The organism is Aeromonas sp. S13(2024), assembly GCF_041402405.1.
In the GTDB taxonomy this organism is placed as follows: domain Bacteria; phylum Pseudomonadota; class Gammaproteobacteria; order Enterobacterales; family Aeromonadaceae; genus Aeromonas; species Aeromonas veronii.
The window spans coordinates 497,236-518,971 of the sequence record NZ_JBGLRA010000001.1; the positions used below are offsets into that span (position 1 = coordinate 497,236).

Below are 21,736 nucleotides of genomic sequence, written 5' to 3' on the forward strand. Positions count from 1 at the left end.
TTATGTTATCTATTAATAATATTGAGCAAAATAATTCAAATGGTTTTATTATTTCAGCTCGCTTGAACGATGGTTTGCAGAATCGAAGTGTGAAACTTCTTGCCACGAAAAATAATAAGCAACTTGAAATAGGAAGACTCTTTTTTAAGAAAAATAAGGCTAAGTGTAACCTCAATAATGTTGAGTTATTAGAAAAGGGCATTTATCAACTAAATGCGATATCTTCTGCGGGCAATCTTATTGATGTTTCATTCACGGGAAGTAATATACTTTCAACACTTCACTGTAACACAAGTATTATATCACTAAATCAAGAGTCTCAATCGCTAGAGGTTACTCCAATAAGCAACCTTACGTCAAAAGTAATCGTGGATAATATATCTGATGATGAAAATAACCTCTATGTAACGATAAGAAGTAATCTATCCAGCACTTACAAAGTAAAGGGTATTAGCGCTCGTCATCGAATAAATAACATTGAGGAGGATAGCCTTCCCCTCGAACCCGGATATGACGATGAGTGTAAATTTATCTTTCCGAAGCGCTATAGCTTTTCCAAATCTGGAATTTGGGACTTCTATATAAAAGTTGAATCGTGTGGTATTGATAGTTTTATTCGTTTGAATGCGTGTGTAGAAAATCTTTGTCTGCATAATATTAATTGTTTTTATGATAATAAGCTGTTTAAATTTCAGCCTTATATAACCCAAGATGGCCAGTTAAGCCTCAATGTTCGTGATTTGACAACAACTTTTTCAAAGCAAGAATCTATTATTTATACAAAGAAGAGCTTTATAGTTAAAGTTAAGGTCAGCGAAAGTTACCTAGGCTTATACAAGAATATAAAGGCAAGATTGGTTTCATCTGAAGGGGAGCAGATATCAATATCAGTTAAATCAAAAAAGAATGGTATCTTAGAAGTTAACTTGCCATTTGATCTCTTTGTTAATTTGACGGCTAGCAATAGAGGAAATGTTGGATTTAATTGGGAGCTAACACTAAAAAATGGTGAGGTACACAGTCTTCCTGTAAGTCACATGCTTGATGAAGATCATGTTAAAAGCTGTGATGTCCTAATATATCCCCCCGCTACTTATGAGTGTGATAATAACGCTATAAACCTGCGGCCATTTTTTAATGCTGCTCATAACTTGCTATTTTCTGTAGATCAGGAATGCAAGTTGGCGATAAAAAATATTTTTCTTCGAGAGAAAATTGAAATACACCTAGATGGTGACTTAAAAGACCATAATATTAGTTTGATTGCTATTTCAGGTAAGGATGGTAGTACTATACATTTTGAGAGACAAAATGGTGTCTACATCAGTACTGTTAATATTAGTGAATTACCTACATGCGACAATGCTTATTTCTTGCACTACATAAAAGATAATGTAAAAGTCATTATCAATAATGTTTTTCCAAGTGTGAAGGATAAGTTCAAAACTTTTAAAAAGAACCGAGTCTCATTGAGTGGAAATACATATTTGTCTTGTGTGGTATGTAAAAAAAGTCTAGCTAGTATTGAAATCAGGCCGCTAAGAGAGCACGAGAGAAATTTAAGCAAGCTTTCTCTTTTTGTTGCGAAGCTTACTGCAGCTGCAGTGAAGAGGATTACAGATAAAGATATCTGGTTGATTGGTGAGAACTTGGGTGATGTTGCACAAGATAATGGCTTTGCCTTCTTTAAGCATGTGTTGAGCTTAAATAATGAGAAGGTCTATTATGTAATAAGAAAGGAAAGCGTGCATTATCACAAATTAATACCATTTAAAAATAATGTCCTAATATATGATTCATTTAAACATAAGGTTTTATATCATCTAGCATCAAAGCTAATAGTGGCTCATGGGATTCGTGATGTTCTGCCATCAATTAAGCATCCTGTAATATACAGGAATGACAAGGATATTGTATATTTGCAGCATGGGGTTCTTGCGATGAAAAGAATCGGCATGAGTGGCGCATCATACAATAACAGAATTACCAAGTTTGTAGTTTCTTCAGAAAATGAAAAGAAAATAATGATAAGGGATTCAAAGTTTAGGGCAGACCAGATACTTGTTTCTGGTTTACCTAGATTTGACGATTTACATTGTTATTCAGAAAAACCTAAACGGCAAATTTTTATTATGCCGACATGGCGGGATTGGCTAGTCAACTCTGAGCAGGGGTTTATCGAATCCGAGTTTTTTAAAAACTACAAGCGGTTACTTTCTGATGAGGCTCTTGATGAATTTTTGCAAAAAAACAATTATGTAATTAAAGTTCTACCTCATAATGAAATTTATAAAAAATATATCCACCACTTCTCATCATCATGCAAAAATATATTAATTGCAGATCTATCTAAGGAGACTGTTCAGGCTCTTATTAGAGAGAGTTCTGGTATGGTTACGGATTATTCTAGTGTTGCTTGGGATTTTCTTTTTATGCAAAAGCCAACACTATTCTTCCAATTTGATGTAAATGAATACTTGGCAAAGCGTGGTGCATATGTGAGTTTTCAGAGTAATCTTCCCGGACAAATATGCTATTCATATGATAATTTTACTGAATGTTTAAAGAGCATGATCGAAAAAGATTGCAAATTTGAAAGCAGGCATCTTTCAAAATTAAAAATGTTCATAAATAATATTGATAGTAAGAATTGTCACAGAGTGTATGAAGAAATATCCACCTCTGCAAAAGGGAAATGAAATTGAACGTATCTATTCTCGCTTACAATATTTTTGGTATTGGCGGTACAGTCAAAACTATCGTCAATACAGCTAATCACCTTGCCGATAACGGATTCAAGGTTGAGATCATTAGTATAAAGAGGACAAGTGATAATCCTAGCTTTCCTATCGATAAACGTATAAAAATTAGGACTGTATCTGACTCAAGAGCGAAGTATAAGTATTCTAATTTAAGTACCTATGGCACCCTCCTTAAAAAGTCCTTATCTAAATTGCCAAGTGTAATTATTCATAAAGATGAAGATCTTTATCATAACTTTTCTCTTTATACTGACTATCGACTGATAAAAAGACTCAAGAAGATAAAAGATGGTGTGCTGATAACTACAATACCATCTTTTAACTTGATTTCATCAAAAATAGTCAGCTCTAAAGTTATAAAAATTGGGCAAGAGCATAAAGAATATAATGTCCATTCTGACCGACTTCAGTCAAAGATAAAAAAGCATTACGACAAGCTAGATGCACTGACTTGTCTAACGGATAATGCAACGAACTATTATTCGGAGCTGTTCAAAGGTAAGAAAACTAAAGTTATCAACATCCCTAATGCTACAAGATTGGGGGCTGCACCCTCTCCACTCGACACAAAGCAGATTATCTCAATCGGACGATTTGTTGAGGATAAGGGGTTTGACAATCTTATTTTGGCTTTTGAGAAGGTAGTAGATAAACACCCTGATTGGAAACTAAAAATATTTGGTGATGGTGAGCTCAAAAGTAATATAAGAGAAATGATCCATCAGCGTGGACTGTTCAACAATATTTTCATATATCCCTCTACCAAAAATGTTTCACAGGAGATAAGACGTTCTTCTATATATGCACTGTCTTCAAATAGTGAATCTTTTGGTATGGTTATCATCGAAGCTATGGCTGAGGGTGTTCCTTGTGTTGCTTTCGAATGTGATGGTCCTAAAAAGATTATAAAAAACAACCATGATGGAATCCTAGTTCCATGCGGGGACGTAGATAGGTTGAGTCAAGAACTCATACGATTAATTGAAAATGATGAAGAGAGGAAAAATTTTGGTAAGCAAGCTTTTCATAGCGCCAAAGATTATAGTCTACTCTCTGTGGGAAAGCAGTGGGAATCGATCATTTTAAGTTTTAATAATTAATGTTTAAGGCGTCTATTAAATGTTGATAATTGATTCAATTCCTGAAGGCAAGCGATATATAAACGTGAGGGTTTCTAGGTCACAACAAGCTAGAATAAATAATTGGGATAGGGTTCACATTGAATTTGTATGTGTGAGTAAAAAAATCACTAATGCTTATTATATTAACGGCCTCCTAGCTGGCAGTGAATGTACAATAAGAAACATTCCCATTCCAAATGATATTATTTCAATCAAGCTTGATCCTGTAGGTGAATTCTATATAACTGCGGCGTATCTGGAGCAATATAGACTCTCTACGTCTTTTGAAAAAAAACTGATGTCAGAACAGTTAGATTGTTATAATGGGCAATATTTTTTCCATTATCCTAGCCAGTCTCAACCTAGAAAGCTAATTGTAACGCTCCCTGGCATGGGGAATAATATAGATGAAGATACTCAATATGCATTGATGTCAATGAGGTCTTTTTTATTTAAAGAAGACGTCTATAGACTTCACATGGTAGACTTTTTTTGGGCAAATGGTTCATGTCTATTACTTAATGAGGATGATAGTGATAACGTTGAAAACTTGATATCGCTTATTGATTCCATTTTAGTAAAAAGTAATTTACTGCCATCTGACTGTTATATAGTGACAGCATCTAAGGGATGTTTTGCTGGTTACGAAATAATGAAGTCGAGAAGTTATAATTTTGCATTTTTTGCACCAATAACAAATGTAGATAAATTTAATCAAAGCTCCCCGGTTTTACGTTTTACCTCAAGAGAACTATTAAACAAAGGTTTTCGCTTTAGTAAGCCGCAGTTTAGTGAAAATGTTGTTGTATATACATCATTGAAAGATCCGGGAATTGAGCTAGGTCTACTGTCTAAGTGTATAAAAACAATCGATCAAAATTTGATGCATGCGCAAATAACAAAGCAGTTTATGGGGCCATACCTATCATCAAATAACTTGGTTGAATAATGAGGTACTTAATGAGTATTAAAAAAGCCATTTTCCCTGTAGCGGGTATGGGTACCCGCTTCCTTCCCGCCACCAAGGCATGCCCGAAAGAGATGTTACCAGTGGTCGACAAGCCGTTGATCCAGTATGCGGTTGAGGAGGCCATTGCCGCCGGTATTACCGACCTGATCTTTGTTACATCCTGGACCAAACGTGCCATAGAAGATCACTTCGATAGCAACTTCGAGCTTGAGTACAAGCTCGAACAAGCAGGTAAGAAGGCGTTGCTCGATACCGTCAAGAACATCATTCCCGCCGGCGTCAACTGCTTCTATGTTCGTCAAACTGAAGCCCTTGGACTGGGCCACGCCGTACTGTGTGCCAAGCAAATCGTCGGTAACGAGCCGTTTGCTGTATTGCTGGCTGACGACATGATCCACTGCGACAAGACTCCCTGCCTCGACACCATGATTGCCCTCGCTGGCGAGAGCCATTGCTCGGTCGTGGCTGTGGAAGCTGTGCCGATGGAAAAAGTCAGCCAGTATGGTGTCATTGCACCACAAGCGGTGAGCGAACGCCTGTATAAACTCAATGGCGTCGTGGAGAAACCGCCCCGTGAGGAGGCGCCATCCAACCTCTCCATCGTTGGCCGATATGTACTGCAGCCACGCATTTTTGAGCTACTTGAGCAGACCCAGCGCGGGGCCGGTGGCGAGATCCAGTTGACCGATGCCATTGCCGATTTGCTCAAGGAGCAAGAGGTCATGGCTTACGAGTTTGACGGTATCCGCTATGACTGCGGCAGCAAACTGGGCCATATGAAAGCCAACATTGAATATGGCCTGCGCCATCCCGAGTTGTCGGACACGCTGCGAGCCTATCTCGAAGAACTGCTGGCACACTGAGCGTAGGACACCATGTCGCGAGATCTCAGTGTTATTACACCGTTCCACTTTCAGCAAAGTGGGCGGGGTAGTCTGGATTCTGCGGTGAAGAGACTGGAGGCATGCCTCCAGTCTCTTTTTATCGCAGGCAATCTGGATATTTTGATTCCGACCAACCAGTGCAATCTGCTAGCAGGGCAGCTTGATGCCCGGATCTTGGAAGACTCACAGCCTTTTCCTATCTACTCGCCTGGACTGGCGCGTAGCCATGGTATTGAGCACAGTACCGCACGCACGCTCTTTATCATGGATGCAGATCTCCTTTGCTCACCGCAACTGGCAAAACAACTTCCTGACCGCTGCCAGCTGTATGCTCATTCAGGGCAACCCTCTTTTGAGATGTACCCCTGCCTCTATCTGACCAAGGCGGAAACAGAGCGCTTTGATGGGGATTTTCAGGGCTGCCTGGAATCCTTTCTGCGCGGGGAGAATCACCGGGTGGAGGGAATCGCCCTGGCCAGCAGTTGCTTGCTGATGAATCGCGAGTGGTTTTTGCAGCTGGGGGGCTTTGACGAGCAGTTTGTCGGCCATGGCGGCGAAGATCTTGAACTGATTGACCGGCTCACCCGCCACTACCCCATCGGGCCAAGGCCGGATGACTATGCCCTCAATATCAAGGCCCAGCATCCGGGAGATTATCAGGGGTTTCGGCGCTATTTCAGCTATTATGCGCTGCCCCATCTGTTTGCCGGCCGGTTTCTGGTTCACCAGTGGCATCCACGCCCACTGACTCACCCTTACCACAAACGGCGGGCTAACAATGATCAGTTGCTTGAGCAGATGCTGGCTCGCAGCGAAGCAGAGCGAGGCCCGTTGAAGGGGCCCGTGGTGCCCTGTAACGACCTTGGCGAGGAACTGCCGGATTTTCGCGAGTGGATGATCCGTTTGCAGGAGGAGGCGGGCTATCCGGTGAGCGAATATCCGGGGCTGTTGCGCTGGCAAGAGGGTGTGCAGCGCAAGCGGCCACTGTGGCGCAAGCTGCGCAAGCTCTACCTCAATCCTCGGGCCTTTTTCAGAGATATGTTTAAGCCCACATCTCGCTGAACTTTTTATCTGAGCAATTTGCATGACTCTATGGACACAATCCAGCGGCATACTGGCCCGCAGCACTCAAATCAGCGCTTGTCTGGGACAGCCATTGGCGCGATTCGCTTCCCCTGATGCCGTAAAGTCGGGTGATGTGCTTATCGGCTGGGGCCAGAAGGCTAATACCCACCAGATCAAGGAGCAGGCCAAGACCCTGAGTTTGCCCTATTGGCAGCTTGAAGATGGTTTTATCGGTTATATCGGCCATCCCGCCAGGGGGGGCAAGGCGGTCTCGCTGATCGCCGATCCGGTGGGGATTTATTACGATGCCCGCCAGCCTAGCCAGCTTGAGCAGTTGATTGCCACCCCGTGCGAGCCACAGATGTTGGTACGGGCCGAACGACTGATTGGTGAGCTGGTACGCCTCGGGGTCACCAAATACAACTGTTATGCCACTGCCCCCGGTCAGTCGATTGTCAGCGGCAGCGTGACCGCCCTCTCTGCTGTCGGGGACTATGGTGGCTTGCCATCAGGGCTTGCCACACGTCTGCAGCAGAGCGCCAAACCCAGGATCCTGCTGGTCGATCAGGTCGCAGGGGATCTCTCCATCCCGGGCGCCCTGGCCAGTGAAGCGGATTTTGTGGCGATGGTGGAGGCGGCCCGCCGTAATCATCCCGATGCGCGCCTGTTGCTGCGCACCCATCCCGATACTCGCTTTGGCAAGAAGCGTGGGGTGTTGGCCCGTCTGAACCTGGATGATGTGGAGATTGTTGCCGATCACTGCCATCCCCATGCGCTACTCAAGGTGGTGGATGCTGTCTATACGGTGTCATCCCAACTTGGTTTTGAGGGCCTGTTGCTTGGCAAGCCGGTCTATTGCTTCGGTATGCCGTTTTATGCCGGTTGGGGGCTGACCCATGACAGCAAGCAGTGTGAACGGCGCAACGTAAGAGTGTCGCTCCCCCAGCTGGTTGCTGCAGCCTTAATCTGCTACCCGCGCTATCTTGACCCCGTGCTTGGCCAACGTTGTGAAGTGGAAGAGGTCGTTGCCATCATTGCTCGCCAGATAAAGCCTGCTCCACGTTGGCGCAGGCTTTATCTGGTCGGTTTCTCGCTGTGGAAGCGCGCCTTTATGCAGGCGTTTTGTCATCACTTGGCCGAGGAGCTTTGTTTTGTTAGCAAGCCTCCCAAGCGGTTGACCGGTGACGAGCAGATATTGGTGTGGGGTAGTCGTCACCCTGATCTCGCCTCTGCGATCCGGGTTGAGGATGGCTTTATTCGCTCCAGGGGGCTTGGATCCAATCTCTGTCGCCCCTCCTCGCTATCACTGGATCCGGTCGGGATCTATTTCGACAGCCGTACCCCCAGCGGGCTTGAGCAGTTGCTCAACTACCAGAGGGTGACGGAGGTGGAGGTCAAGCGCGGTGACGCCCTGATTGCGTTGCTACGTGAACACAGGGTCAGCAAATACAATGTGGGCGAGCCGCAGCATTACGCCAAGCCGGATGATGGTCGTGAGCTGGTGCTGGTGGTCGGGCAGGTAGATGGTGATGCCTCCATTCTGACCGGGAGCCCGCATATTCGCAGTAACGAGCAATTGCTGTGGGCGGTGCGGGCGGCTAAACCCGAAGCCCATATTCTCTACAAGCCTCATCCTGATGTGGTGGCGGGCAATCGTGGCGGGGCGATTTCAGCGGCCTGTCTGGCGGAGTGTGTCGATAGTCAGGTGCTCGATATTGGTCTCACCAGCCTTTATCCCCATGTGGATGAGCTGCATACCATGACATCGCTCAGCGGCTTTGAGGCGCTGGTGCAGGGGGTCAAAGTGACGACCTGGGGCCAGCCCTTCTACAGTGGCTGGGGGTTGACCACGGATGCCAATCCGCCTGCTCGCCGTCAACGTAGTCTGCCGCTGGCGGCTCTGGTCTATCTGACGCTGGTTGCCTATCCGCTCTATATCGATTGGCAGACCGGCCTCTGGATTAGCCCGGAGCAGTTGATCCGCCAGCTGGCTAAGCAAGGGCACTCATCGGCCCAAAAGGCCAGCCGTTGGCAACGCTGGCAGGTCAAGCTCGGTTACTTGTTCCAGACGCTCATGCAGCGCCCGGCTCCGTTGAGTTTTCGCTTCCCCCGTTTTTGAGATACATCGTCAATGAAGATTTTGTTACTACAAGGACCGCTTGGCCCTTTCTTTCAGGCCTTGAGTCGTCAGCTGACCGAAGCGGGGCATCAGGTGGTGAAGATCCATTTCAATGGCGGGGATGAGTGCTGGCCTTGTGCGGGGGAAAATCTGCGCTTTTGTGGTAAACCGGAGAGCTGGAATGCATTTTTCCGCCGGGTGCTCAAGCATCACGCTATCGATTCGGTGATCTGCTACGGAGATTGCCGTTACTACCATCTGGTTGCTGGCCGTATCTGCAAGCTGAAGAAGTTGCCATTTTGGGCGATGGAGGAGGGCTATCTCAGACCCGATTACGTCACGCTGGAACAGGGGGGGGTCAATGCCTTCAGCCCCTGGTATGAGCGTCGTGATCAGCTTGCCGAGCTGGACTGGCCTGTGCCTTATGATAGTTCGCTGAAGGTGGGTAAGACCTTTGCTGTGCGCGCCTGGAATGCCAGTCGTTACCATATCAGCAAGGCGCTGATGCAGTGGCGTTATCCCCATTTTGTCAATCATCGCCCCTGGAATCTGGTGCAGGAGGCGATGGGGTGGGTCTGCGGCGCCATGGTGAAATACGGCAACTTGCGCCAGGATCGCGCTTTGCTCAAAGCGTTGCCGCAGTACGCCGGGCGGATCTTCTTTGTGCCACTGCAAGTGACCGAAGATTTTCAGATCAGGGAACACTCTGACTTGAGCGGGGTAGAGGAGATGGTTGCGCAGGTGATCAACTCCTTTGCGCAGCATGCCAAACCCGAAGATGTGTTGCTGTTCAAGCATCACCCCATGGATCGGGGCTATGTCAGTTATCGCGCCCAGATAAACAGACTCATCGCAGTGCTTGGCCTGGAGGGGAGGGTCTTTTACGGTTATGAACTGCCGCTGCCAACCCTGTATCCCTTGCTCAAAGGGGTTATCACCATCAACAGTACGGTCGGTCTCTCTGCGCTGTTGCATGATGTGCCTACCTTCTGCATGGGGCGTGCACTCTATGACATTGACGGCCTTACCACCACAGGCTCACTGGAATCCTTCTGGCACAAGCAGAGCCCCGTATGTGCCGAGACATTCAAACGGGTGCGCCACTCCTTGCTCCATCTGACCCAGCTCAATGCCAGTTTTTACCGTCATCTGAATATGAGTGCACTGGCGGTAATGGAAAAGATGAAGCTCGACACCCGGCATCGCAGTGATGAGGAGGTGTCATGGGGGCATCGGGCCAGTGTGCATAAAATGGTTGGCTTTACCTTACCCTGGTTGGCCACTTATGAGCGTATTGCGGACGGATTGCATTCGGTCGGGTCCTGGTGCTCAACACTGCCCGTATAGGAGGGCAGTTTTTGCGCTGCCGGCCCGGCACGTCGCGCTGAATCATAAAAAAGCCCTTCACCATGGTGAAGGGCTTTTTGCTATCTGACGTTATGCGCTTGGGTTGCTCCGTCCGGGTTTAGTAGCCCTGCTGGTGCACGTCCATTACGGCGCGGCCTGACGGGTCGGCCATCTCCTTGAACTTGGCATCCCACTCCAGCGCGGTAGGAGTGGAGCAGGCGACCGACTTGCCGTAGGGCACTGTACGGGCGGCGGCTTCCAGCGGGAAGTGCTCGTCGAAGATGGCGCGGTAGAAGTAGGCCTCTTTGGTGAGCGGGGTGTTGATGGGGAAGCGGAATGCGGCCGCCTCGAACATCTGATCCGTCACTTCGGTCTCGACCATCGCCTTCAGGCTGTCGATCCATGAATAACCCACGCCGTCGGAGAACTGCTCTTTCTGGCGCCATGCCACTTCGTGGGGCAGCAGATCTTCGAACGCTTCGCGCAGGATGTGCTTCTCGATCTTGCCCTTGCCACACATCTTGTCAGCCGGCTGCAGGCGCATCGCCACGTCCATGAACTCCTTGTCGAGGAAGGGCACGCGACCCTCGACACCCCAGGCGGCCATCGATTTGTTGGCGCGCAGGCAGTCATAGAGGTGCAAAGAGGCGAGCTTGCGCACGTTCTCTTCGTGGAACTCGCGAGCGTTGGGCGCCTTATGGAAGTAGAGGTAGCCACCAAACAGCTCGTCGGAGCCTTCGCCGGAGAGCACCATTTTGATCCCCATCGCCTTGATGTAACGAGCCATCAGGTACATGGGCGTGGAGGCTCGGATGGTGGTGACGTCATAGGTCTCGAGGTGATAGATGACGTCGCGCAGGGCATCCAGACCCTCCTGCACGGTGAAGTGGATCTGGTGGTGGATGGTGCCGAGGTGATCAGCCACCTTGCGGGCGGCGGCGAGATCCGGAGACCCTTCCAGACCGACGGCGAAGGAGTGCAGTTGCGGCCACCAGGCTTCGCTCTTGCCATCGTCCTCGATGCGGCGCGCCGCATAGAGCTTGGTGATGGCGGAGATAACGGAGGAGTCCAACCCGCCGGAGAGCAGCACGCCATAAGGCACGTCGCACATCAGCTGGCGCTTGACCGCAGCTTCCAGCGCCGCTTTCAGCTCCGCCTTGTCGCTGACGTTGTGCTCGACCGAGCTGTATTCCATCCAGTCGCGCTTGTACCACTGTTTGAGCTCGCCATCCTTGCTCCACAGGTAGTGTCCCGGCAGGAAGGTTTCGACGCTCTTGCAGACCGGTACCAACGCCTTCATTTCGGAGGCGACATAGAAGTTGCCGTGCTCGTCGCGACCGGTATAGAGGGGGATGATCCCCATGTGGTCGCGACCAATCAGGTAGGCATCCTGTTCGGCGTCATAAAGAATGAAGGCAAAGATGCCGTTGAGATCGTCCAGAAACGCCGGGCCCTTCTCCTTGTAGAGGGCGAGCAGCACTTCACAGTCGGATTTGGTCTGAAACTGGAAGTCGACCTTGAGGGTCTTTTCCAGCTCTTTGTGGTTGTAGATCTCGCCGTTGACCGCCAGCACATGGGTGCGTTCGGGGTTGTAGAGCGGCTGGGCGCCATTGCCCGGGTCGACGATGGCCAGACGCTCGTGCACCAGAATGGCTTTGTCGGAGCTGTAGACGCCGGACCAGTCAGGCCCGCGGTGACGAAGTCGCTTGGACATCTCCAGCGCCGATTTGCGCAGGGCTACTGCATCGGACTTGATATCCAGAATGCCGAAAATTGAACACATTGGCGGTAATCCTCTTGATTTTTATATGAGCCCCCCACGTTTGGGCTCGAAATTCCATTTACATTCCTCGTCAGACACAATGCCTAGCGGAAAAACCTTTTGCAAGCGGGAAAACCGCAGAAAATCATGCCGTAAGCGTCAAGCGGATCAACAGGATAAGGATTGCTAAAACGGGGCAGGCTGACGTGAACGTCAAGCCGATGCGGGTTCGAAGATCACATAGACCTTGCGACAGGGGGTAAGGGTCTCCCACTCACCGATAAAGCCGGCGGGAATGACAAATTGATCGCCGGGTTTGAGGGTCAGCTGGCCGCCCTGGCTGTCGTGGATCACCACATCCCCCTCCAGCAGCTGGCAATACTCGTGCTCGGTGTAGTGGATGGCCCAGCGGCCGGGCTCACAAGCCCAGAAGCCCACGTGAAACTGCTGGCTGGGATCTGAGTAGTGGTTCCACACCGTTTGCGCCGGGTTGCCAGCTTTAATGCGCTCGGTGGCGGGCATCAGCGGGGTTGGGGCCGTCTCGTGGCGGCCCGGCAAAATCCAGTCGTTGAGGGTCTTCATGGTGCCTCCTTGGCTTCGGCAGATAGGAAAGCGGGGCCATCCCGGCCCCGCGATTGTTCGTTTTATTAAACGAGGTTGTGCATAACTTAAACGATGTGCATTCCCTTGCCAAGAGCCGCTGGCCGCAGGATCAGAGCGGCTGCAAACGGCGGATCACATGGCGGGCAAAGCCGCTGCCCGCTTCGTTGTAGACGTTGAACACCGCATCCACCCCCTGCTCCTGCAAGGAGGCGATATCATCCTCGAAGCGGACGATGGCGGCGATCTTGCCGTTGAACCCGTGGCTGCGCAGCTTCTCGATGGCGTAGAGGTTACCCGAGTGGTGGGGCATCGCCAGCAGCACCAGATTGACCTGATTGGAGAGCAGCACCTTGTCCCAGAAGTCGGTATCGGTGGCATCCCCCTCGATGACGTTCATCCCCTGGGCACGGAGGGTAGGCAGCTTCTCGCTGTCGTTCTCCACTCCGAGAATGACGTTGCCGTATTTGTTCTCCAGCTCGAAGTAGGCCCCCTGACCGATCCGCCCCATACCGAGGATGATCACCTCGGCATCGCCCAGCTCGATGGGCCTGTCTTCCGGATGGAGGTTGCTCGCTTGCAATCCCCGCAGCCAGTGGCCGATGCGGTGATAAATGCGCTCGCTCTGGGCATTGAGCGGGGCAGAGATCATAAAGCTCGCCGCCAGTGCCAGCGAGACTGCCACCAGCCACTCGTGGGAGAGCCAGCCCGCCTTGGCGGCGATGGCCGCGACGATCAGGCCAAACTCCGAGAAGTTGGTGAGCGCCAGGGTGGAGAGCAGGGCGGTGCGCACCCTCAGGTGGGCGCCGCTGTAGACCAGATAGTAGAGGACACTTTTGAGCGGCAGGGCCAGCACCAGCGCCAGTGCCAGCAACATGGTGTCGTGGGTCGGCAGGCCGTTGAGGCCGATGGTGAGAAAGAAGCAGACCAGAAAGAGGTCTTTGAGGTTGAAGAGCGCCTTGGCCAGCCCCGCCGCAGCTGGGTGGGAGGCGAGCATCATGCCGATGATGAGGGCCCCCAGATCCGGCTTGAGGCCGACTACTTCAAAACCGGCGGCCCCGACCACCAGCGCCAGAAAGACTCCGAACAGCACCTGCAGCTCGCCGTGACCGGCCCGCTCCAAGAGCTTGAACAGCAGCGGGCGCAGCAGCGGTAATCCCAGCACCCAGAGCGCCCAGATGCTGGGCCACTTGCCGCTGGAGAAGGCCAGAAACGCCACGGCGAACACATCCTGCATCACCAGCACCCCGATGGCGATGCGGGCGTAGAGGGCATTCATGTCGCTGCGATCTTCCAATACCTTGACTGCGAAGACGGTGCTGGAGAAGGAGAGGGCAAAACCCAGCAGCAGCGCCAGTTTCCAGTCCAGCGAGAGGGCAAGCTCGAGCCCCAGCCCCTTGCAGACCAGCAGTACCACGGTAAAGAGCAGGGTGGAGAGCAGCAGGTGCAGGCTGGTGGTGCCCCACACATCGCGCCGCATCAGGGTTTTGATATTGAGCTTGAGGCCGATGGTGAACAGCAGCAGGGTGACGCCGAGATCGGCCACCTCGCTCAGGGCGGGGGTATTTTCATATCCCATGCCGTTGAGGATAAAACCGGCGGCCAGAAAGCCGAGCAGGGGGGGCAGGCCAATCAGATTGACTACCATGCCGCAGCCAAAGGCCACGGCGATCAGAATGGGTTCCATAACAGATCCTGCAAGGGCAGGAGAGACCTGCCCTGTTTAACGCTTGGGTGGTGATTAGACGATATCGATGTCGACCACGGAGTCGAAGATGTGGTTCGGTCTGAACGGCATGCGGTCGATATCGGCGACCTTGCTCACCCCGGAGAGCACCAGCACCGTCTCGAGACCGGCCTGAAAGCCCGCCAGAATGTCGGTGCGCAGGTTGTCGCCGATGATGATGGTGTCGTCGGAGTGGGCCTCCATCCGGTTGAGCGCCGCACGGATGATCCAGGCGCTCGGCTTGCCGACATAGAACGGCTTCTTGCCGGTCATCCGCTCGATGGGGGCGCACAGGGCGCCGCAGGCCGGGTGCATCATGGGACCGTGGGTATCGGGGTTGGTGGCGATAAAGCGGGCCCCCTGATCGACGAACTTGGCCCCCTGTTGCATCATGGTCCAGTTGTAGTTGCGGGTCTCGCCCACCACCACGAAGTCCGGGTCGATATCGGTGATGGTGAAACCGGCCTTGTAGAGCTCGTGGGTCAGCGCCCCTTCACCGATCACATAGGCCTTCTTGCCATCCTGACGCTTGAGAAAGTCGGCGGTGCCCATGGCGGAGGTATAGAAGCACTCCTCCGGCACTTCGATCCCGGCGGAGCGGAAGCGGTTTTGCAGATCTTTCTGGGTCTGGGCCGGGTAGTTGGTGAGGAACAAGAGCTTGCTGCCCTGCTCCAGCAGGCGATGGACGAAACGGTCGGCACCGGGGATGAGATCGTTGTTGTGCAGGATGACACCGTCGATATCGCAGATGACGTTCTTCTTCATGAAAACTCCTTGTCAGGGCGCAGGCGAGCCGCCAATCGTTAAGATGTTCAATCATTTATGATTTTTGTGACGCCATTATAAGTCTGTTTGATGACAAGTCTCCCCTGTCTCGTCACTTCGGTGCACAATAAAGCTGCCGTCGGGTCAGTCTGGTGGAGGGGCTGACGCCGGATCACTTTGCTGATGGAGCCGTCGCTATGGACACCCCGATTTCCAAGCCAGTCACACCCGAACACCTCACCGCCGCGCAATTTATCGCCGGACTGCCGAAACTGGAGCTGCACCTGCATATCGAGGGCAGCCTCGAACCCGAGCTGATGTTTGAGCTGGGCCGCCGCAACGGCGTGCCACTGCCCTGGCCCGATGTGGCCAGCGTGCGCGCCGCCTATGACTTTGACTGCCTGCAATCCTTTCTCGACCTCTACTATCGCGGCGCCAGCGTGCTGGTGACCGAGCAGGACTTCTTCGACCTCACCTGGGCCTATCTTGAGCGTTGTGCCGCCGACAAGGTGGTGCATGTGGAGATCTTCTTTGACCCGCAGACCCATACCGCCCGCGGCGTCCCCTTTGCTACTGTGCTGGGCGGCATCGAGCGGGCGCTGCAGACCGGGGAGAAGGAGTTTGGCATCAGTTGGCGGCTGATCATGAGCTTCTTGCGCCACCTCAGTGAAGAGGAGGCGTTCGCGACGTTGGCAGAGGCTATGCCCTTCCTTTCGCGCATTCACGGCATCGGCCTCGACTCGGGGGAGAGGGGCAATCCGCCGACCAAGTTTGCCAGGGTCTTTGCCAAATGCCGCGAGCTGCGGCTGCCGGTGGTGGCCCACGCCGGCGAAGAGGGGCCTGCCGACTACATCTGGCAGGCGATCAACGAGCTGCAGGTATGCCGCATCGATCACGGGATACGCTCGGCAGACGATCCCGAGCTGCTGCGCTATCTGGCCGATACCCGGCTGCCGCTTACCGTCTGTCCCCTCTCCAACACCCGGCTCAAGGTGTTCGGCAATATGGCCCAGCACAATGTGTTGCGGCTGCTGGAGCAGGGGCTCTGCGTCACCATCAACTCGGACGACCCCGCCTACTTTGGCGGCTATATGAATGCCAACTTTGTGGCGCTGGCCGATGGCCTTGGCGCGACCATGAGTCAGCTCTGCCGCTTGTCGCTCAATGCCGTTGAGGCGAGCTGGCTCTCTCTGGCCGACAAGGCGCGCCTGACCCGGGAGATCCGCAGTTATGCCGCGACTCACGGGGTGATCCTGCATTGAGTCAGGCGCTAATGAAGTCGAGATAACATGCACTATATAAAGAGAGGCCCGCCATCACTGGCGGGCCTCTTTCGTTTCAATGGTCGGTGTGGTTATCGGGGAAGGTCAGCCTTATGCCACTCGCACCAGAAACTTCTCACCCTGTCCTTCGCGCTTGAAGCGCTCGAGCAGGGTGGGCAGCGCCTCAAAGTCGCCGACCACCAGCGGCGGCAGGGTCAGCTCGCCGCTCGCCATTTGATCCATCATGGCGACACCGGCGACCACCAGTCGGCTCCACTGCTTGTCGCTGCCAAAGGCGTGCTGGGCGCCCAGCGCAATCTCGTGCAATGAGTGGCAATGGCTAAAGGCGGGCAACGGATTGTGCGGGATGCGCCCGAGCACAGTCACCATGTGACCGTAGTAGCCCAGCGCGGGCAGCAAGCTCTCTGCCTGTTGGCTGGAGACCAGATCGATGATCCCCTCGAACGGCTCGTTGCCGTTGGCAGTCTGCAAGGTGGCCAGCCAGTCGGGATCCCGATAATCGGCCACCCCCTGCACACCTATCTGCTTGAGCCAGTGATGGTGGCGTGAGCTGGCGCTGGCAAAGACCCGCGCTCCTTGCTGGAGGGCGAGCTGCACCGCAAAGCGGCCGACGCTGCTGCCGGCACCTGTGATGAGCAGCGCTTCCCCGTGCAGGCGCGGCAACTTGGCCAGCGCCTGCCAGGCGGTGAGGCCGGGACAGGGCAGGGCGGCGGCCGCCTCGTCACTCAGGGCATCGGGCACTGGCAGCAGGGCGCGGGCTGGTACCCGGGTGTGGCGGGCAAAGCTGCCGTGGTGGCGCAGGTCGGTGTGATAGGCGACCCGGGCGCCGAGACGCAGGTGGCTGACGTTGGTGCCGAGGGCCACGATAGTGCCCATGCCATCGACGCCGGGCACCTGACCATCCTGCCAGTTGGAGTGGCCATATTCGATCAGCTTCCAGTCCACCGGATTGAAGGCGATGACCCGGTTTGTCACCAGCACCTCGTCAGGGGCGAGCGGTGCCAGGGGCAGATCGGCGAGGGTAAGCTGGGTCGGTTCACCGGGGGCATGCCAGCACCAGGCTTGGGTGTGATTCATGATGACTCCTTGTGAAAGCGAGGGGAGATAACAGCGAGATCATTGCAACAGCAAGACAGTGAAACCGCCACTGCTGCGAATGGGCAACAATACAGCAGGCCCCAACCAGTGGGGCCTGCGTTACGTGGCCGGTTGGCCATTGGCAATCAGCGGCTGGTCGCTGCGTCATCGGCCTGATAGACGGGGTAGTCGGTCAGCCCTTTTTCGCCGCCGCCAAACAGGGTGGCCGGATCGTGGGGGGCCAGCGGATAGCCGTGGCGCAGCCGGTTCGGCAGATCCGGGTTGGCAACGAAGGGGCGGCCAAAGCCAATCATGTCGGCCCAGCCCGCTTCTAGGGCGGCACGTGCCCGCTCGCCATCATATTTACCGGCGTAGATCAGGGTGTTGGGGAAGGCATCCCGCAGACCCTGCTTGAAGTTCTCCGGCATCAGGGGGGCATCGTCCCAGTCCGCTTCGGCAATATGCAGGTAGACCACGTTGAGCTGGCCCAGCAGACGGGCGGCCGCCAGATAGGTCTCCTGCGGGTTGGCATCGACTGTGCCGTTGAGGGTGGTGAGCGGCGCAAGACGCACCCCGACACGTTCGGCCCCGATTTCGCTACTTACCGCCTCGGTCACCTCTTTGAGAAAGCGCAGCCGGTTTTCCAGCGATCCGCCATAACTATCGGTGCGGGCGTTGGATTCGGAGTCGAGGAACTGGTTGATGAGATAACCGTTGGCTGCGTGCAGCTCGATGCCGTCAAAACCGGCGCTGATGGCGTTGCGAGCCGCCTGACGGAACTGACCTACCACCGCATGGATATCGGCTTGAGTCATGGCGCGCGGAGTGACGGTCTCGACAAAGCCCGGCGCATCGCTGCCGTTATCGACGAACACCTTGACGCCCACTGCGGGCAGGGCTGAAGCGGAGATGGGCTGGGCGCCGCCGATGTTATCCGGATGGGTGACGCGGCCCACGTGCCAGAGCTGGGCGAAGATGGTGCCCCCCTTGGCGTGCACGGCATCGGACACCCCTTTCCAGCCAGCGATCTGCTCGGCGCTGTAGATCCCCGGCGTCCAGGCATAGCCCTTGCCCATGGGGTCGATTTGGGTGCCTTCGCTGATGATCAGGCCCGCCTCGGCGCGCTGGGCGTAGTAGCTCGCCATCATGGCGTTGGCCACATCACCCGGCTGACTGGCACGGGAGCGGGTCATGGGGGGCATGACGATGCGGTTGGCAAGGTGCAGCTGGCCGAGGCGCAGCGGGCAGAACAGGTGATCGTGGCTCATCTTGAGTTCCTCATGGTGGAAGTGAGGCCACTTTATGCCGCCATCTTGTTGTGAAAAAGAGGGGTAATTGCACAAGAGAATTGCACTTGATGCAGCAATCAGCGCAAACCGTCGGGAAAGAGGCGTTGAGGCATAAAGTTGAAGCATAAAAAAGAGGGCCGTCTGGCCCTCTTCTGTATTCTGCTGGTGGCAGGCTCAAGCCGTGGCGGGCATCACTTTCACCCGCTCGATGCGCCGCTCGCTCACCTCGATCACCTCGAAGTTGAGCTGCTGCAGTTGCAACTGCTGGCCCGGGGTGGGCAGAGTGCCGAAGTGGGAGAGCAGCATGCCCGCCAGGGTCACGTATTCATCGCTCTCGCTCACCAGCCCCTCGTGCTCCAGCACCTGCTCCACATGATGGATGTTGGTGCTGCCGTTGATCAGCCACCCTTCGCCATCGCGTACGATATCCGGGGTTTCGTCCTCGTCCGGCAGCTCGCCGACGATGGCCTCCAGCAGATCGTGGGTGGTGACCAGTCCCTGGATCACGCCAAACTCGTCGGAGACCAGAATAAGGCTCCCCTTGGCTTTGCGCAGCTCCGCCAGCAGACGGATCACGTTGATGGTTTGCGGAACGATAATGGGGTCGTTCTGCTTGGCCAGTTCGCTCAAAGATTGCCCCTCATTGAGAGCAAACAACAGATCGCGCGCCTTGGCCACCCCGAGCACCTCGTCCAGTTCGCCGTCACAGAGCGGGAACAGGCTGTGGGGCTCGCGCTGCAGCAGGGCGCGGATCTCGTCGCTGGAGTCGTTGATATCGATCCAGGCCATCTCGGAGCGAGGCGTCATGATGGTGCGAATGGAGCGCTCGGCCAGCGACAGCACCCCGGTCACCATATAGCGCTCCTCCTCGCCAAAGCTCACCGGCGCTACGGCCGGGGCATCCAGATCGTCATCCGGCTGATCCTGATAGGCCTTGCTGCCCATCAATTTGAAGATGGCGGCGGTGGTGCGCTCGCGCAGGGGCTGTTTGGATTCGTGACGCATGGCGCTGCGCTGCGCCAGCTGGTTGAAAAACTCGATCAGCACCGAGAAGCCGATGGCTGCGTAGAGGTAGCCCTTCGGAATGTGGAAGCCGAAGCCTTCCGCCACCAGGCTGAAGCCGATCATCAGCAGGAAGCTCAGACAGAGCACCACCACGGTGGGGTGGGCGTTGACGAAGCGGGTCAGCGGCTTGGAGGCGAGCACCATCACCACCATGGCGATGGTCACGGCGGCCATCATCACGCCAAGGTGTTCCACCATGCCGACGGCGGTGATGATGGAGTCGAGCGAGAAGACCGCATCCAGCACCAGAATTTGGGCGATCACCACGCCGAAGCTGGCGTAGGCGCCGACCGGGCCATCATCCTGGGGTTTGGCTTCCAGCCGCTCATGCAGCTCGGAGGTGGCCTTGAACAGCAGGAACAGGCCGCCCCCCATCAGGATCAGGTCCCGACCGGAGAAGGGGTGATCCCACAGGTGCAAAATCGGGGTGGTCAGGGTGACCAGCCATGACATGACGCTCAGAAGTCCTAGTCGCATCAGCAGGGCCAGCGACAGGCCGATGACGCGGGCCTTGTCCCGTTGGGCGGGGGGCAGTTTTTTCACCAGAATGGCGATAAAGACCAGGTTGTCGATCCCCAGCACGATTTCCAGAATGATCAGGGTAAACAGACCGATCCAGATATGGGGATCCAGCAGCAATTCCATTGTATGACCTCAATAAAAACAGACAGAGCAGAGAGTAATCACGGCGCACGATGGCCGCAGTAACAGCAAGGCAAGGGTGTTATTCAGAGGCGCTGATTGAGCAGAAAAAGATAGGCTTTGACAGAGAGAGACGAAGGGCAACTTCGGGGATTGTCCATGATGGGCAATAAAACCTCGGGTGAAAAATGAGCCCTGATGATAGCGGCTGGCACCAATTTGGCAAGAGCAGTGTCAGCGTGGCGTGATGGGCTTGTGATGTGACAGGGGAGACGGCCGAGCCGCGCTCCCCCGTGCGGTCGTTACAACCAGCGCTTTTCGCGGGTGAAACAGACCGACAGCCAGGCATCGCCTAGGGTGTCGCCAAGGCGAGACCAGAGCTCCTGGCGCAGGGCATCCTGACGTTCGACAGGCCACTCCTGACCAGGCGCCACCAGAATGTTCAATTCCAGATCGAAGCGGCGACCGCTTTTGGCCAGATGGCTGTAGCACTCGATGCCGTGGCGCTGGCGCAGCGCCTCGATCTCCTGCTCGACTTGCCGTGGCACATCCCCCTTGGGGGCGATCTTCAACACTTCCCGCAGGTTGCGACCGAGCACCTTGATGGGAATGAGGGTGGCGCAGAGGGCCAGCAGCGAGACCAGCACCGGGTCTATGTAGCGGTTGTATTGGCCGTAGCCGATGGCATCAAGGCCAATGGCGACCACGAAACCGATAAGCAGGGTGGCGCTGAGCAGGGTATCCACCAGCCACTCTTTGGAGTCGACCCGCACCAGCTCGGAGTCTACCTGCTCGGCGACCTGGGCTTCGATGCGATAGATGATGGCGCAGAAGAAGGTGGAGACGGCGGCATAGATAAGGGCGTGGCCGAGATCGATCTCCCGTCCGCCATCCAGCAGGGCGGTGATGCCGCTATAGAGGGCGCCGAGACAGAGCAGCAAGATAATAGCGCCATTGATGACGTTGGTGATGGGCTCGAAGTGGGCATAGCCATACTGGAAGCGCGCATCGCAAGGGCGGGTAACGAGATAGGCAGTGATGAGGCCAAGGCCCGTCATACCCATGCTGAACAGGGTGAAGATACCATCGAGCATGATGGCGTTGGAACCGACGAAGAGGCCGTAGCCGATGCCGAAGATGGCAAAGGTGATACAACCGAACAGCGACAGGGTAAGCGCCTGTTTTTCGGTGGTGACCAGCGTACTGATAACATGGCTGTGGTGAGCCATAAAAGTCCTCCTTTCAAATAGTGAATATTG

General features: G+C 53.9%; 16 protein-coding genes. 8 read left to right on the forward strand and 8 right to left on the reverse strand.

The window, feature by feature from the left end:
• The first annotated feature begins 2 nt into the window (after window positions 1-2).
• The 7 genes from ACB042_RS02260 to ACB042_RS02290 are packed head-to-tail and all read left to right on the forward strand — an operon-like array spanning window position 3 to window position 10,268.
• On the forward strand, window positions 3-2,699 hold the full coding sequence (locus ACB042_RS02260) for a CDP-glycerol glycerophosphotransferase family protein (RefSeq protein WP_371177689.1): 2,697 nt from the start codon (window positions 3-5) through the stop codon (window positions 2,697-2,699).
• 2 nt (window positions 2,700-2,701) lie between these two features.
• Complete coding sequence (locus ACB042_RS02265; RefSeq protein WP_371177690.1) at window positions 2,702-3,862, forward strand: glycosyltransferase family 4 protein; 1,161 nt, start codon at window positions 2,702-2,704, stop codon at window positions 3,860-3,862.
• Window positions 3,863-3,881: 19 nt separating this feature from the next.
• The gene (locus ACB042_RS02270) at window positions 3,882-4,832 is read left to right on the forward strand and encodes a hypothetical protein (RefSeq protein ID WP_371177691.1); all 951 of its coding nucleotides are present in this window, start codon (window positions 3,882-3,884) and stop codon (window positions 4,830-4,832) included.
• A gap of 11 nt (window positions 4,833-4,843) precedes the next feature.
• Complete coding sequence (gene galU, locus ACB042_RS02275; RefSeq protein ID WP_371177692.1) at window positions 4,844-5,716, forward strand: UTP--glucose-1-phosphate uridylyltransferase GalU; 873 nt, start codon at window positions 4,844-4,846, stop codon at window positions 5,714-5,716.
• A 12-nt stretch (window positions 5,717-5,728) separates the two neighbouring features.
• Window positions 5,729-6,799 carry a galactosyltransferase-related protein gene (locus ACB042_RS02280; protein ID WP_371177694.1) on the forward strand — a complete coding sequence of 357 codons (1,071 nt, stop codon included), beginning with the start codon at window positions 5,729-5,731 and terminating at the stop codon, window positions 6,797-6,799.
• A 22-nt stretch (window positions 6,800-6,821) separates the two neighbouring features.
• Window positions 6,822-8,921, forward strand: coding sequence for a capsular polysaccharide biosynthesis protein (locus ACB042_RS02285; protein WP_371177695.1), 2,100 nt, complete (start codon window positions 6,822-6,824; stop codon window positions 8,919-8,921).
• Between the two features lie 12 nt (window positions 8,922-8,933).
• Window positions 8,934-10,268: a capsule biosynthesis protein gene (locus ACB042_RS02290; protein ID WP_371177696.1), complete on the forward strand. Its 1,335-nt coding sequence runs from the start codon at window positions 8,934-8,936 to the stop codon at window positions 10,266-10,268.
• A gap of 118 nt (window positions 10,269-10,386) precedes the next feature.
• Here the strand turns inward: ACB042_RS02290 and asnB are convergent, their stop codons facing one another.
• The 4 genes from asnB to ACB042_RS02310 form a co-directional block, all read right to left on the reverse strand.
• Window positions 10,387-12,051, reverse strand: coding sequence for an asparagine synthase B (gene asnB / locus ACB042_RS02295; RefSeq protein ID WP_371177697.1), 1,665 nt, complete (start codon window positions 12,049-12,051; stop codon window positions 10,387-10,389).
• A gap of 192 nt (window positions 12,052-12,243) precedes the next feature.
• Window positions 12,244-12,612, reverse strand: a complete 369-nt coding sequence (locus ACB042_RS02300; RefSeq protein ID WP_371177698.1) for a cupin domain-containing protein — start codon at window positions 12,610-12,612, stop codon at window positions 12,244-12,246.
• Window positions 12,613-12,742: 130 nt separating this feature from the next.
• Window positions 12,743-14,317, reverse strand: a complete 1,575-nt coding sequence (locus ACB042_RS02305; protein WP_005337288.1) for a cation:proton antiporter family protein — start codon at window positions 14,315-14,317, stop codon at window positions 12,743-12,745.
• Between the two features lie 54 nt (window positions 14,318-14,371).
• Window positions 14,372-15,121, reverse strand: coding sequence for an HAD-IIA family hydrolase (locus ACB042_RS02310; RefSeq protein ID WP_005337281.1), 750 nt, complete (start codon window positions 15,119-15,121; stop codon window positions 14,372-14,374).
• A gap of 197 nt (window positions 15,122-15,318) precedes the next feature.
• On the opposite strand from ACB042_RS02310, the gene ACB042_RS02315 reads away from it, so the two are divergent.
• Complete coding sequence (locus ACB042_RS02315; RefSeq protein ID WP_371177699.1) at window positions 15,319-16,383, forward strand: adenosine deaminase; 1,065 nt, start codon at window positions 15,319-15,321, stop codon at window positions 16,381-16,383.
• A gap of 111 nt (window positions 16,384-16,494) precedes the next feature.
• Here the strand turns inward: ACB042_RS02315 and ACB042_RS02320 are convergent, their stop codons facing one another.
• The 4 genes from ACB042_RS02320 to ACB042_RS02335 form a co-directional block, all read right to left on the reverse strand.
• Window positions 16,495-17,481 carry a zinc-binding dehydrogenase gene (locus ACB042_RS02320; protein WP_371177700.1) on the reverse strand — a complete coding sequence of 329 codons (987 nt, stop codon included), beginning with the start codon at window positions 17,479-17,481 and terminating at the stop codon, window positions 16,495-16,497.
• Between the two features lie 146 nt (window positions 17,482-17,627).
• Window positions 17,628-18,749: an alkene reductase gene (locus ACB042_RS02325; protein ID WP_371177701.1), complete on the reverse strand. Its 1,122-nt coding sequence runs from the start codon at window positions 18,747-18,749 to the stop codon at window positions 17,628-17,630.
• A 195-nt stretch (window positions 18,750-18,944) separates the two neighbouring features.
• Window positions 18,945-20,480, reverse strand: a complete 1,536-nt coding sequence (locus ACB042_RS02330) for a TerC family protein (protein WP_319920525.1) — start codon at window positions 20,478-20,480, stop codon at window positions 18,945-18,947.
• A gap of 299 nt (window positions 20,481-20,779) precedes the next feature.
• Complete coding sequence (locus ACB042_RS02335) at window positions 20,780-21,706, reverse strand: cation diffusion facilitator family transporter (protein ID WP_371177702.1); 927 nt, start codon at window positions 21,704-21,706, stop codon at window positions 20,780-20,782.
• Window positions 21,707-21,736 lie beyond the last annotated feature (30 nt).

What these genes read in the sequence shown, in the direction of transcription:
- ACB042_RS02270 (WP_371177691.1), top strand. Translation starts at nt 3,882, where the DNA reads ATGTTGATAATTGATTCAATTCCTGAAGGCAAGCGATATATAAACGTG.
- ACB042_RS02305 (WP_005337288.1), bottom strand. Translation starts at nt 14,317, where the DNA reads ATGGAACCCATTCTGATCGCCGTGGCCTTTGGCTGCGGCATGGTAGTC.
- ACB042_RS02315 (WP_371177699.1), top strand. Translation starts at nt 15,319, where the DNA reads ATGGACACCCCGATTTCCAAGCCAGTCACACCCGAACACCTCACCGCC.
- ACB042_RS02320 (WP_371177700.1), bottom strand. Translation starts at nt 17,481, where the DNA reads ATGAATCACACCCAAGCCTGGTGCTGGCATGCCCCCGGTGAACCGACC.
- ACB042_RS02285 (WP_371177695.1), top strand. Translation starts at nt 6,822, where the DNA reads ATGACTCTATGGACACAATCCAGCGGCATACTGGCCCGCAGCACTCAA.
- ACB042_RS02335 (WP_371177702.1), bottom strand. Translation starts at nt 21,706, where the DNA reads ATGGCTCACCACAGCCATGTTATCAGTACGCTGGTCACCACCGAAAAA.
- ACB042_RS02260 (WP_371177689.1), top strand. Translation starts at nt 3, where the DNA reads ATGTTATCTATTAATAATATTGAGCAAAATAATTCAAATGGTTTTATT.
- ACB042_RS02290 (WP_371177696.1), top strand. Translation starts at nt 8,934, where the DNA reads ATGAAGATTTTGTTACTACAAGGACCGCTTGGCCCTTTCTTTCAGGCC.
- ACB042_RS02310 (WP_005337281.1), bottom strand. Translation starts at nt 15,121, where the DNA reads ATGAAGAAGAACGTCATCTGCGATATCGACGGTGTCATCCTGCACAAC.
- ACB042_RS02300 (WP_371177698.1), bottom strand. Translation starts at nt 12,612, where the DNA reads ATGAAGACCCTCAACGACTGGATTTTGCCGGGCCGCCACGAGACGGCC.
- ACB042_RS02330 (WP_319920525.1), bottom strand. Translation starts at nt 20,480, where the DNA reads ATGGAATTGCTGCTGGATCCCCATATCTGGATCGGTCTGTTTACCCTG.
- galU (WP_371177692.1), top strand. Translation starts at nt 4,844, where the DNA reads ATGAGTATTAAAAAAGCCATTTTCCCTGTAGCGGGTATGGGTACCCGC.
- asnB (WP_371177697.1), bottom strand. Translation starts at nt 12,051, where the DNA reads ATGTGTTCAATTTTCGGCATTCTGGATATCAAGTCCGATGCAGTAGCC.
- ACB042_RS02280 (WP_371177694.1), top strand. Translation starts at nt 5,729, where the DNA reads ATGTCGCGAGATCTCAGTGTTATTACACCGTTCCACTTTCAGCAAAGT.
- ACB042_RS02325 (WP_371177701.1), bottom strand. Translation starts at nt 18,749, where the DNA reads ATGAGCCACGATCACCTGTTCTGCCCGCTGCGCCTCGGCCAGCTGCAC.